We start from the raw sequence: 12,414 nt of genomic DNA, 5'->3' as shown, positions 1-12,414 counted from the left end.
CGGACTAGGGACGCTCTCGCGCCCCTCGCTATCCATCCTCGCACTAGAAGTACGAGGTTTTTCGCGATGTTCGATAAGAAAATATGTTTTAAATCATCTACCCTCGCTCAGCCCTTCCCTGGCGTATGTTTCAATTCTTAAAGACAACGTTAGCCACGTCTTTATAGCGGTTAGCGAAGTGTACCGTCATACCTTTCTTAAGATAATCAGGGAGCTCTTCGTAATCGCGGCGGTTGGCCTCGGGCAGTATCACCTCAAAAATGTCGCTACGCCGGGCAGCAATCACTTTCTCACGAATGCCGCCAACAGGAAGCACCTGACCGGTCAGGGTGAGCTCTCCCGTCATTGCCAGTGGCCGCGTAATGGGCTGATGCTTGGCGAGCGAGAGTAGCGCGGTGGTCATGGTGACACCCGCCGAAGGGCCATCCTTGGGTGTTGCGCCCTCGGGCACATGCAGGTGAACAAACGCTGAATCAAAGAAGTCAGTATCTGCGCCATACTCCTGCAGGTGGCCCAGGGTGTAGCTGTAGGCAATGTTGGCAGACTCTTTCATGACATCGCCAAGCTTACCGGTTAGCTTGAATCCCCGGTCCAGCGCGTGAACTTTACCCGCTTCAATGGGCAAGGTAGCCCCGCCCATTGATGTCCAGGCAAGCCCTGTCACCACGCCTTCGCCTTTGAGGGCTTTTTCCTTACGGAAAAGAGGCGCTCCCAAAAACTCCTCCAGGTTATTGACCGAAATCTTGACGGTTTCGATCTCCTCTTCCAGGAGCTTAACCGCCGCTTTACGTACAATACGGTGAAGCTGCTTTTCGAGTTGCCGAACGCCAGCCTCACGGGCGTAGCCTTCAATAACCTGCTTTAACGCCGCCTCGGTTAAGTTGATGCGCTTTTTAGGCATGTTATTGCGCTTAAGAAGCTTCGGCCACAGGTGGTGCTTGGCAATCGCCTGCTTCTCTTCCGCGATATAACCTGAAAGGCGAATTTGCTCCATGCGGTCCAAAAGCGGGCCGGGGATCGAGTCCAGCGTGTTGGCCGTGCAGATAAACAGCACCTTGGAAAGGTCCATCCGGACATCCAGATAGTGGTCCAGGAAGTCGACATTCTGCTCAGGGTCTAACACCTCAAGCAGCGCTGAGGCGGGGTCCCCCTGGAACGACTGCCCCAGCTTGTCGATTTCATCCAGCATGATCACCGGGTTCTCGACTTCGACTTCTTTAAATGCCTGCACCAGCTTACCGGGCATGGCGCCCACATAGGTACGGCGATGGCCCTTAATCTCGGCTTCATCGCGCATTCCGCCGACAGAAAAACGATAAAACTCGCGGCCCAGCGCCTCTGCGATAGAGCGGCCAATAGACGTCTTACCAACCCCTGGCGGGCCTACCAGCAGTACGATGGAACCGCCTACATCGCCTTTAAATGTGCCTTCCGCGAGGAACTCGACAATACGTTCTTTCACGTCCTGCAAACCATCGTGATCGCGGTTTAACACTTCACGCGCATGGCTTAGGTCAAGCTTATCCTGGCTGGTGACCCCCCAGGGCAATGACGTTAGCCAATCCAGGTAGTTGCGGGTCGTACCGTACTCGGGTGACCCGGTTTCCAGCACGCTTAGCTTATTCAGCTCATCATCGATACGGCTCTGGACACGCTCGGGAACGACCAGCGACTCCAAACGGCCTTTAAAGGTATCAACGTCGTTTTCGCGGTCATCCTTGGAAATACCCAGCTCACGCTGAATGACCTTTAACTGCTCGCGCAGGAAGAATTCACGCTGCCGATCCTGCATTTGCGCATTAACCTGCTCACTGATCTCGCTTTGCAGTTGCGCGACTTCAATTTCCTTACGCAGCAGTGGCAGCACCTTGTGCATCCGCTCTTCTACCGGCAACGTATTCAGCACATCCTGAAGCTCAGGGCCTTTGGCTGACGTAATCGCGGCGGCAAAATCGGTAAGGGGGCCTGGCTGATGAGGGCTAAAGCGGTTCAGATAGTGCTTTAACTCTTCGCCATACAGCGGATTAATCGGCAGCAACTCTTTGATGCCGTTAATAATCGCCATGGCATACGCACGCGTCTCCTCGTTTTCCGCATCAACAGGCTCTTTGGGATAGGTAACTTCAACGAGATACGGCGGCTCTTTAGACAACCAGCGTTTGATTTGAAAACGCTGCACGCCTTGGGCAATAAACTGAATCTGCTGGTCCTCGCCCTTTAGTTTATGCACTTTAACGGCGGTGCCAATCTCGGGAAAATCGTCGTGACCCAACGACTCCACACCGCCCTCGCCCACAAAGGCAACGCCCAATGTTTTATGAGGCGTATTGCCTACGCGACGCATGGTCTCTTCCCAGCGTTCACGATTAATGACCAGTGGCTGAACCTGGGCGGGGAAAAAAGGGCGGTTATGAATGGGCAGTAAATAAATGCGTTCAGGCAGCATATCACTGGCAGGAACCAACGAGTTTGTCCGCTCGCCATCGGAGCGATGATGCTCTTCTTCACCTATATGGTCAGTCTCAGCAGATGACGGGACATCTTCTCCCAGCCAGCCGAGATTGTCGTCATCGCGGTCGTACTCCTGGTCGCTCATATACCCTCCGGTAAACAGTGACTAGCGGATATACCGCTTAGCATTGCTTATGGAATGCGGGCAACAGGCTTAAACTTCAACCCTTGGCGCCGTCTATTGCGACCAGAGGTCCGGCATGGGACGACCGTTAACACGCCACTTCCCGCGTATCACGTCAAACTGCAGCTCACGGGTTCCTAACGGCAAGCCCAGCCATAAGGCAACTACCGTCGGTGCATCATGCCAAATAAAATCGCCGTCAAGGCGTTCAAGCCAACGGGCACGCTCTTCCTGCTTATCAAGCAAAGTGACATTGAGCTGATCCAGCTTTCGAGCATCGAAGAAGAGCGCGCCATCAGCGTCAACGCGAAGCCCCAGCAGCGGGCTATCCACATCTACGGTGATAACATCCAATCGCGGAGAGTCACTCAATATTTGCAGTAGGTCAGGTTCAAGTCGGGATAACAACCCCTCGGCCATCGGCAAGCTGGCATCTCCCCAAGCAGCCTCCTGGCGCAGCCGACGGATAGCCTGACGTATCGCATCAGCGTTAAGGCGTGATAGCTCCATGGCAATATGCCCATTAAGCAGCGCCGTATCGGGTGCCTCCGTAGGCACCATAACGTCGCCCATAATGAGTTCGCCAGTGAGACGCAATTCACTTTCATCCAGCACCATGTAGCTGTGTATATCCAGCGGTGCCAGTTTTACGTCATAGGCTGGGTAGTGAAGTGACAAGGCATCAACATGCAGATGGTCGCGCTGAGCGAAGTGGTGGGCATCTTCAATATAGGTGTAACGGCTTTCAAGCAGCAGCGGTCCCAGGGTTAACTGTGCCGCGCCATCGGTTAGCGCCAACTGGTCCATACGAACGCGTAATCGCCAATCGCCAAACACGCCCTCCAACCGCAGCCGCCCTCCACGGACCTCAAGCTCCCGCCCGCTTTGCTGAATAATAAACGGCGCCAGCGCCAGCTGTAGCTCACTATGCCCACTAAGCGTGTGGTAACGGCCTTTCCAACGTGGTGCAGAGGTGGCAGTCACCTCCCCTACCGCCTGCTGTAACGCCGAATCCAGCCGGGGCAGAAACGTACCTTCAACGTCCGTGCTTAAAATACCGTGACGTGCACGGTAAGTAAGCTCCAACTGCCAGGGGCGTCCCAGCAAGGGGGAAAGCAGCAGGCGACCCTGAGAACTTAACCACCCCTGGCTGCGCTCGACGCGAGACACGCGCCACTCGCCCCGTGCCTCCAGGTCTTCCAGCGCTTGGCGGAGGCTGCGCTCAAACAGCACGCTGGATAGCAGTTGCCCCACCATCCAAACAATGGCTAATGCGGCCAAAATAGGGACAATTAAGCGTTCCTTGCGCATGCCATCTCCTTGAGCAACCGCACGAATAGGAAGTGAGTGTTGCCCAGTGTCACCTGCGGTTGCGTTTTAGTGCAACCAATACCATAAGTGCATGGTGCTCCAGGCATAGATCCCGGCCATGACATCATCAATCATGATGCCAAAGCCACCAGCCACTCGTCGGTCAGCCCAGCGGATAGGCCAAGGCTTAAACACATCAAAAATACGAAAAACAATAAACCCCCACAGCGCCGCCTCCCAGGAGAAGGGAACGGCAGCCATGGTGATCCAGTAGCCGACAAACTCATCCCACACAATGCCGGAATGATCATGCACCCCTAAATCGTGTGATGTTTTATCACAGAGCCAAACGCCAATCACAAAGGCCACGAACACGATGCCCAAATACCAGCCCAAGGGCAGGTCCGCCATAATCCAGTAGAAAGGAATAGCGGCCAGCGTGCCAAAGGTGCCTGGCGCCCAGGGCACCGTTCCACTGCCTAAACCAAACGCAAAAAAATGCGTTGGGCGACGCCACACACTTGGTGGTGCACGGTTCATGGCGCCCCCTCATTAAAATGCTGCCAGCCAGTCCCCAGGTTCGGTGCAATCCCTTTTACACCCAACGTGTCGCTGCATTGGCCAATCACGGTTAAGGGCAGCCCCAGCTTGCCAAGCGCGCGCTGCGCGCTGGCAACGTTCTCAGCCGGCAGAGTAACCAATAGTTCATAATCGTCCCCCCCCGAGAGCGCAGCGTTGCAGGCAGCGTCACGGCCAAGACTACTTTCCAGCGCCTCCGCCAGCGGCAGCGATGTCATATCGAGCGTCGCCCCAACACCTGACGCCTTGCGTAGATGACCAAGGTCCGCCAGCAGCCCGTCAGAAATATCAATAGCGGCGGAGGCTAGCCCTCGAAGCGCTACACCTGCGGCCAAGCGCGGTTCAGGCAGGAGATAACGACGCAGCAAGGGGTGCTGAAGATCACGCTCGCCACGCTGCCAAAGAGCTAACCCACCCGCCCCGCCGCCCAGGGCGCCAGTCACGGCGATCATATCGCCAGGCGCTGCCCCGGCGCGGGTCAAGGCATGCCCCGTCGGCGCCTCGCCCATCACGGTAACGCCAATCGTAAGCGCACCTGAGGTAACATCGCCACCGGCCAAGGTGGTGGCTTGGCGCTGACAAAGCGTATGAAACCCCTTGGCGAACGCTTCAAGCCAGGCATGAATCGCGTGATCATTGGCAAACGTACGCTGATCAAGCGTGAGCGCCATAAAGCACCAGCGAGGGTCTGCCCCCATGGCCGCCAAATCGCTTAATGCGACGGCGAGCGAGCGATGCCCCACCGTAAAGGCGGGCGCATCCTGCGGGAAGTGAACATCAACGACAGAGGTATCAACGCTCACCGCTAGTTGATGACCCGCTTTAGGCACTAACAGGGCAGCGTCGTCGCCACCACCCAGTGCGACACCATCTGCCGGGAGTGGCGCTTGCGACGGCATCAGATAACGGCGAATCAAATCAAATTCAGCAAGCACAAAGGCCCCTTAACCACAGTACCAGACGGCGCGCCGTTACAGGCGGCGGGCGCTGACCTCGGCACTTCGCAAGCGGTTAGCCAGCTTGTCGAGAATACCATTTACGTATTTATGGCCGTCGGTTGCGCCAAAGGATTTGGCCAGTTCAACGCCTTCGTTAATCACCACGCGATACGGCACTTCCATACGGCGAGAAAGCTCATAGGCGCCCAAGCGTAGAATAGCCAGTTCGACGGCGTCCAGGTCTTCCAGACGGCGATCCAGCAACGGTGATATTTCGCGATCCAGCTCGGTCTTATAGCGTGCCGTATTGTGCAAAAGCTCATGAAAGAGTGCCTTGTCAGCAATCTCCATTACCTTAACCCAATTTTCATGATCTTCCAGATCGTCATCGGCGACCTGGCTGCGGAACTCGGCTTCAACGGCGGTGATTGATTTACCCGTCATCTGCCACTGGTAAAGACCCTGGACGGTAAGCTCACGGGCAGCATGGCGGCTCTGCTGGGCAGCAGAGGCCTTACGCTCACGGCGCTCGCTCATTGTGACTCTCCTAGCGGTAACGCACGCAGCAATGAGACCATCTCCATCGCGGCCATTGCAGCTTCCGTTCCTTTATTACCCGCTTTGGTACCCGCACGCTCAATTGCCTGCTCGATGGACTCAACGGTTAAAACGCCATTGGCAACCGGTGTATCAAACTCCAGCTGCAAATGGTTGATAGCCGTATTACAGCCGCCCGCCACGTACTCAAAGTGCGGCGTACCGCCACGAATAACCGCGCCCAGCGCAATCACTGCATCAGGTTTCATGACCTTCAGAACACGCTTCACAGCGAGCGGCAATTCCCAGGCGCCCGGCACGTGAACAAGGTGAATGTTTTCGGCGTCTACGCCATGACGCGTCAAACTATCAATCGCGCCTTCTACAAGGCTATCAACCACATGGTGATTGAACCGGCCAACCACAATAACGTAGCGACCATCGACGTCGACAAACGTGCCTTCTACTTGAGAGAGGGATTGCATCAATTTATTCCTGCTGAGAAATTGGCTCACACGTGATGTCATCAGGCCCCACAAGCTCGACCACTTCAAGGTCGAAGCCCGAGAGCGCTGAAAATTTCCACGGTGAGCTTAGTAGCCGCATCTTACCTACCCCTAGATGGCGTAGAATTTGCGAGCCAGTACCAATCGTTAAATAGTTGCCTGTGCCATCAGATTCACTGGTGCGCGGGGTGCGCACACGATCTAAAAACACATCCAACTGGTCTTTCAAATCCTGATGTGGGCGGCCGTCATCAATAAGCACCAGCACACCGGCGGAAGAACCCGCGACCTCTTCCAGGGCACGATGGGCATTCCAGCGCCCCTGATCATCTTTCGCCAAACCAAGCACGTCACGCAACGTATCGGCTAAATGAACGCGTACGGTCGTGGTCTGCTCGGGCGCGGGCTGCCCTTTCACCAGCGCCAAATGATGCGCGCCTTGAATACGATCACGAAAAACATGCAACGCCAGCTCGCCCTGGGACGTCATTACCGTTGATGTTTCAACATGGTCAACGGTTTGCTCATGAATAATACGGTAATGAATCAAGTCGGCAATGGTACCGACTTTGATACCATGCTGTAGGGCAAACGCCTCAAGCTCTGGGCGGCGCGCCATACTGCCATCATCGTTCATCACTTCACAAATGACACCGCTGGGGTCACAGCCCGCCAGCGCTGCCAAATCACAGGCCGCCTCGGTATGGCCTGCACGACGCAACACACCGCCGGGCTCAGCCATTAACGGAAAAATGTGCCCCGGCTGAACAAGGTCGGTCGGTTTGGCATAAGGCGCACAGGCCGCTTGAACCGTCCGCGCCCGGTCTGCCGCAGAAATACCCGTGGTCACGCCCTGGGTTGCTTCAATAGAGAGCGTGAACTTGGTACCAAACCCTGAGCCATTGTCGCGCACCATCAACGGCAGGTTAAGCTGCTCGCACCGTTCGCGCGTCATCGGCATACAAATCAGGCCACGGGCAAACCGCGCCATAAAGTTGATATGCTCGGCCTGCACTTTTTCGGCCGCCATGATGATATCGCCTTCATTTTCGCGACCCTCATCATCCATAAGGATGACCATCTTGCCTTGGCGGATATCGTCTACCAGTTCAGCAATAGAGGCTAAGCCCCCCGAGGAAGAATTCACCATGGAAGCTCCTAAATATGAGTTCGCAGCGTATGCGATGCCGCGCAACACTGGGGCTGCGCACTACGTAACCATCGTACCGCCAACATTGATAACAATAAGCGGGCAACCATCAAAAACCGATAGCAGCACTGAATTACAACACAACTAATTGCAATACGGATAATTGCGACACGGTTAATTGCGACACGATCAATTGCGACAGAGTACCTTGCTATCGCCGCCTGCGCTAGTCGGGCTCTGGTGAGGCAATAATACGCCAATCTCGCCCTATCGCTCGTATATCATGAATGCTTAAACGCCGCTGATCCGCCATTTGTGAAAGCCCAGGTAGCGCAAAGAGCGGTTTTGCCTCACCCCCCAATAACGTGGGTGCCACAAAAAGCTGCAACTCATCCACCAATCTGGCATCCAGCAGCGCACCAGCGAGCGTGGCACCTGTCTCCACCAGCAGCTCGTTGACCTGTTCGTTTTCAGCCAGCCAGCCAAGCAATTCGCCCAGCGGAAGACGCCCATCGCTCCCCGCCTCAAACACATGCACCTCTGCGCCAGCCGCCGTTAACTTGGCGCGTTTTTCTGGCGAGTGTGCGGGCGTGGTCATTATTAAGGTACGGCCAGGCTCACGTAAACAGGCCGCCGCTAAAGGCAGGCGCAAACGCGTATCCACAATAACGCGCAGTGGCTGACGTAACGCCACGATGTCAGCGTTCGCTACTTGCAGTTGATCAGCCCGCAGCGTCAACCGTGAATCATCCATAATGATCGAGTCAACGCCACTCAAAATAGCGCTCGAACGCGCACGTAGGCGCTGAACATGACTGCGCGCTTCAGGACCCGTTATCCACTGCGACTCACCCGACCCCATCGCCGTACGCCCATCCAAACTCATGGCCATTTTTAGACGCACAAAGGGTCGTTTACGCTGCATACGAGCGATAAAACCAGGATTTAACGCCCGTGCATCTTGCTCTAACAAGCCGATTTGCACGTCGATACCGGCCGCCTTTAGTAGCTCAATTCCTTGCCCACTGACCTGCGGATTAGGGTCGACCATGGCGACCACGACACGTGCCACCTGGGCGTTTTTAAGCGCCAACGCACATGGCCCTGTCCGCCCTGTATGAAAACAGGGCTCTAACGTGACGTAAGCCGTCGCCCCTTTGGCCTTGTCACCCGCGGCATTGAGCGCATGAACTTCCGCATGCGGCTCGCCCGCCTGCACATGAAACCCCTCCCCCACAATATGCCCGGGCTGGCCAGGCGGCTGCTGTACAATGACGCAGCCTACGCGCGGATTAGGGTCAGTGGTATAAAGCCCTTGCCTGGCTAATTGCAAGGCACGCGCCATATAGCGGTGGTCAGCGTCGCTAAACGCGGCAACGGTACTCATTACGTATCTTCCTTATCACGCTCCGATGGCAAAGAGGGCTCTTGGGAGAGACGATCAATTTCAGCGCGAAACTCGTCTATGTCCTGGAACTTACGATAGACCGAGGCAAACCGGATATACGCCACCTGATCCAGGTTGCTTAATGCCTGCATCACGGACTCACCAATATCACGCGCATTGATTTCACGATCGCCTCGGGCGCGCAGGGTTTGGCGAATACGCTCAACTGCCGCTTCAATAGCTTCAGCGCTGACCGGGCGCTTCTCTAAGGCGCGTAACATTCCGGCACGTAGCTTTACTTCATTAAAGCTTTCGCGCGAGCCATCCGACTTTACAACTCTTGGCATCAAAAACTCTGCCGTTTCATAGGTAGTAAAGCGCTCCTGGCAACTGGCACACTGTCGGCGCCGACGCACCTGATCACCCTCCGCTACCAAACGCGAATCAGTCACTCGAGTATCATTAGCACCACAAAAAGGGCAATGCATAGCGGTCAACCTGTTGTCAGTCCGTGCTGTAAGCCGCACGAGTAAGCATGTTATAACCTGTTATCACTCACTGTTTTTCAAGACTGTTCTCAAACGCGTTTTCATCCATCAATCGACCCAAACGTTATGTCTGCAGCGTTTAAGCGCGGACCATGATGCAATAACAGCAGTGTCTAGCCCGTCATTGTAACGATTTGACACACACGCTGCATTGGTTCAATACATGGGATTAATGAATCCAGAAAACACAATGCATTGTATGCGCTACCGGCATCAACATGGCCACTTTTTCGTAGCGCGGCGTCTCTGTTTCAAGTGCTATGCCCCAATTCCAACAAACACCCCTCCGAGGTGTTTGTGTATGCTTCGGTGGCAGGCTCTGATAGGTTAGCGTCACTTATTATGCTCCTTATGCAAGGATGTTGTGATGCCGCTTACCCTCCGTATGCTTAACGTCTCTTTTAAAAAACGCAATGCTTTTAAAACCTCCACAGCCCTCAGCGGCTTGCTACTGTTCGCAGGCTTCAACATCAGCCACGCTAACGCGCTGCCTGCACCGGTGCAGGCATTGGCTGACCAGGGCTGGGAAATTCACGGCCAGTTTGACGCGCCAGGTGGGCTAAGCGGGTTTGGTGCGAGCGCCCAAGGCCAGGAAATAGCCATTTATTTAACACCCGATGGTGAGCACGCGATTGTCGGCACGCTAACGGATCACCAGGGCGAGAACCTGACGGAAGCCCAGCTGGACCAGCATGTCCGCGCAGTGTTGGAAGCCGAAACATGGCAACTACTCGAAGATAGTCACTGGATACAGGATGGCAGCACCGAAGCCCCCAGGGTGATATACACCTTCACGGATGCCAACTGCCCCTACTGTCAGGCATTTTGGAAGAAAACCCGCCCGTGGGTAGAGGCAGGCGAGGTACAGTTACGCCATATCATGGTGGGCATTTTAGCGCCTGATAGCCCTGCCAAAGCCGCCACGCTGCTGGCGGCTGATGACCCAAGTGCCGCCCTCAAGCGTCATGAAGAGGGGGAAGCAATAACAGCCAGCGCACAGCCCCGTGATATTGAAGAGCAGGTGTACACGAATAACCAGCTGTTTGACGCATTAGGACTTTACGCAACGCCCACCAGCGCTTTTCAGCGTGAAGTAGCCAGCGGCGTTGTGCGCATTGATCGCATTCAAGGAATGCCGGAGGAAGCACAGCTGCTCGAACTGATGGGCAGCCCGGCGCCAGAAACACAATAACGCATTAATTTTTCTTAACAAAAATAGCTAAGATGCTGTTTTAAAAATGCCTGCACCGCAGGCATTTCGTTTATGCCCCCTTTTTGAAAAATTTAATGCGTTTTCTCTTAAACACATCGTCCATTCGGCCGATATACAAGCTTCAATCATTATTTGAAAGGCTATGACAAGAACACCATGACACGATTAACCACGAATCAAAAACTCTGGAGCATCCTGGGAATTATTTGCCTCGCCATGCTAACGCTGGTTGGCTGGCTAACCTGGGAGACTCGTCAAACCATTGAGCAGGAACGTCGTAACACTATTCAAAACGTCGTTGAAAGTCTTCACTCGCAGCTAGGGGCACTTCAAGACAAGGTAGCCAGCGGCGAACTCACTCTCGCCGAAGCGCAGCAACGCGGAATTGACAGTCTAGCAAACGCCAGCTTCGCTGAAGGGGAGTATCTGTTTGCCTTTGACGACCAACTAAAGATCGTATCACATCCAAATCGACCGCTTGGCGAGGACATGAGTGGTTACCAAGACACACAAGGCATGCATTTGTACGCCGCGTTTCTTGATGCTGCACGCTCAGGGGGTGGGCACGTTGATTACTTTTCGCGCCGAATCTCCGGTGACGAACAGTTCCCTAAAATCAGTTATTTTGCCTATATTCCCGAATGGAACTGGGCCTTTGGCGCAGGTGTGTATGTAGATGATATTAGAACTGCTTTTGTTAGCAGTATCATTCGCTCGCTGATTGCGCTGTTAATTATTGGCATTCCTGTTGCGGTGCTGATGAGCTGGGTCATTCGTGATGTTTCTCGCCGCTTGGGCGGCGACCCGCGCTACGCGGCAACGGTGGTGCGTTATATTGCGGATGGCGACCTTACCCGTAGTACCCAGCTTTCCAGCCGTGACCAAGCGAGCCTGCTTTATAATATTAACCGTATGCGGGAATCATTGGCCGAAACGATTGGCAATATTCATCACGGTGCCGACCAGGTCAACAGTGGTGTTGAGCAAATTGTGGGCGTTAACGAAGAGCTTTCAACGCGTACCGAACAGCAGGCAGCCTCCCTTGCCGAAACAGCCTCCAGCATGGAAGAGCTCACGGCCACTGTGAAACAGAATGCTGACCATGCCGAGCATGCCCGCAAACTGGCTACAAACACGGCGAATAATGCGCAGCGCGGCAGTGATGCAATGGCCACGGTAGTCAGTACCATGGCCACGATTAACGAAAGCTCGGCAGAAATGAGCAGTATCGTGAACACCATTGATGCTATCGCGTTTCAAACCAATATTTTGGCACTGAATGCCTCGGTGGAAGCGGCACGTGCAGGCGAACAGGGCCGTGGCTTTGCAGTGGTCGCCAATGAGGTACGTCAGCTTGCCAGCCGCTCAGCATCGGCCGCTCAGGAAATCAAAAAGCTGATTGAAAACTCCGGCGCTAAAGTTGCCGAAGGCAGCCAGCAAGTCCGCAATACCGGTGACATTATCAATAGCGCGGTCACCGACATCCAACAGCTCAGTACGCTGGTACAGGAGATATCCGCCGCCACCAGTGAGCAGAGCAGCGGCATTGAGCAGGTCAACCTGGCCGTGACCCAGATGGACCAGATGACCCAACAAAACGCCGGGCTGGT

11 protein-coding genes are annotated in these 12,414 nt (G+C 54.8%); 2 read left to right on the top strand and 9 right to left on the bottom strand.

Annotated features, from left to right (window positions below; genetic code table 11):
- Nucleotides 1–130: 130 nt before the first annotated feature.
- The 9 genes from lon to nrdR all read right to left on the bottom strand — a co-directional run bounded on the left by lon (nucleotide 131) and on the right by nrdR (nucleotide 9,531).
- Nucleotides 131–2,596: an endopeptidase La gene (gene lon, locus INT20_RS17460; RefSeq protein WP_193057416.1), complete on the bottom strand. Its 2,466-nt coding sequence runs from the start codon at nucleotides 2,594–2,596 to the stop codon at nucleotides 131–133.
- A gap of 93 nt (nucleotides 2,597–2,689) precedes the next feature.
- A complete protein-coding gene (locus INT20_RS17455) occupies nucleotides 2,690–3,946 on the bottom strand; it encodes a DUF945 family protein (protein ID WP_193055047.1) in 1,257 nt (418 codons plus the stop codon).
- Between the two features lie 66 nt (nucleotides 3,947–4,012).
- A complete protein-coding gene (locus tag INT20_RS17450; protein WP_193057415.1) occupies nucleotides 4,013–4,486 on the bottom strand; it encodes a phosphatidylglycerophosphatase A family protein in 474 nt (157 codons plus the stop codon).
- Nucleotides 4,483–5,460, bottom strand: a complete 978-nt coding sequence (thiL, locus tag INT20_RS17445; RefSeq protein WP_193057414.1) for a thiamine-phosphate kinase — start codon at nucleotides 5,458–5,460, stop codon at nucleotides 4,483–4,485. Before thiL ends, INT20_RS17450 begins: the two co-directional genes overlap by 4 nt.
- 36 nt (nucleotides 5,461–5,496) lie before the next feature.
- Entirely contained in the window at nucleotides 5,497–6,000 is a 504-nt protein-coding gene (gene nusB, locus INT20_RS17440) for a transcription antitermination factor NusB (protein WP_087105682.1), read from the bottom strand.
- Nucleotides 5,997–6,485 (bottom strand): 6,7-dimethyl-8-ribityllumazine synthase, encoded by a 489-nt coding sequence (gene ribH, locus INT20_RS17435; RefSeq protein WP_087105680.1) that lies wholly within the window; start codon nucleotides 6,483–6,485, stop codon nucleotides 5,997–5,999. The genes nusB and ribH overlap by 4 nt, the downstream gene beginning before the upstream one ends.
- A gap of 4 nt (nucleotides 6,486–6,489) precedes the next feature.
- On the bottom strand, nucleotides 6,490–7,656 hold the full coding sequence (gene ribBA / locus INT20_RS17430) for a bifunctional 3,4-dihydroxy-2-butanone-4-phosphate synthase/GTP cyclohydrolase II (RefSeq protein WP_193057413.1): 1,167 nt from the start codon (nucleotides 7,654–7,656) through the stop codon (nucleotides 6,490–6,492).
- Nucleotides 7,657–7,882: 226 nt separating this feature from the next.
- Nucleotides 7,883–9,043, bottom strand: a complete 1,161-nt coding sequence (ribD, locus tag INT20_RS17425; protein WP_193057412.1) for a bifunctional diaminohydroxyphosphoribosylaminopyrimidine deaminase/5-amino-6-(5-phosphoribosylamino)uracil reductase RibD — start codon at nucleotides 9,041–9,043, stop codon at nucleotides 7,883–7,885.
- On the bottom strand, nucleotides 9,043–9,531 hold the full coding sequence (gene nrdR / locus INT20_RS17420) for a transcriptional regulator NrdR (protein WP_172116157.1): 489 nt from the start codon (nucleotides 9,529–9,531) through the stop codon (nucleotides 9,043–9,045). Before nrdR ends, ribD begins: the two co-directional genes overlap by 1 nt.
- 427 nt (nucleotides 9,532–9,958) lie before the next feature.
- Between nrdR and dsbG the strand changes: the two genes are divergently transcribed.
- A complete protein-coding gene (dsbG, locus tag INT20_RS17415) occupies nucleotides 9,959–10,783 on the top strand; it encodes a thiol:disulfide interchange protein DsbG (RefSeq protein ID WP_226912238.1) in 825 nt (274 codons plus the stop codon).
- Nucleotides 10,784–10,960: 177 nt separating this feature from the next.
- On the top strand, nucleotides 10,961–12,414 hold a 1,454-nt coding region (locus INT20_RS17410), incomplete at its 3' end, for a methyl-accepting chemotaxis protein (RefSeq protein WP_193057411.1).

This window comes from Halomonas citrativorans (assembly GCF_014898005.1).
Lineage (GTDB): Bacteria > Pseudomonadota > Gammaproteobacteria > Pseudomonadales > Halomonadaceae > Vreelandella > Vreelandella citrativorans.
This window is presented reverse-complemented; position numbering and strand designations above follow the sequence as displayed.

What these genes read in the sequence shown, in the direction of transcription:
- lon (WP_193057416.1), bottom strand. Translation starts at nt 2,596, where the DNA reads ATGAGCGACCAGGAGTACGACCGCGATGACGACAATCTCGGCTGGCTG.
- INT20_RS17455 (WP_193055047.1), bottom strand. Translation starts at nt 3,946, where the DNA reads ATGCGCAAGGAACGCTTAATTGTCCCTATTTTGGCCGCATTAGCCATT.
- INT20_RS17450 (WP_193057415.1), bottom strand. Translation starts at nt 4,486, where the DNA reads ATGAACCGTGCACCACCAAGTGTGTGGCGTCGCCCAACGCATTTTTTT.
- nusB (WP_087105682.1), bottom strand. Translation starts at nt 6,000, where the DNA reads ATGAGCGAGCGCCGTGAGCGTAAGGCCTCTGCTGCCCAGCAGAGCCGC.
- ribH (WP_087105680.1), bottom strand. Translation starts at nt 6,485, where the DNA reads ATGCAATCCCTCTCTCAAGTAGAAGGCACGTTTGTCGACGTCGATGGT.
- ribBA (WP_193057413.1), bottom strand. Translation starts at nt 7,656, where the DNA reads ATGGTGAATTCTTCCTCGGGGGGCTTAGCCTCTATTGCTGAACTGGTA.
- ribD (WP_193057412.1), bottom strand. Translation starts at nt 9,043, where the DNA reads ATGAGTACCGTTGCCGCGTTTAGCGACGCTGACCACCGCTATATGGCG.
- nrdR (WP_172116157.1), bottom strand. Translation starts at nt 9,531, where the DNA reads ATGCATTGCCCTTTTTGTGGTGCTAATGATACTCGAGTGACTGATTCG.
- dsbG (WP_226912238.1), top strand. Translation starts at nt 9,959, where the DNA reads ATGCCGCTTACCCTCCGTATGCTTAACGTCTCTTTTAAAAAACGCAAT.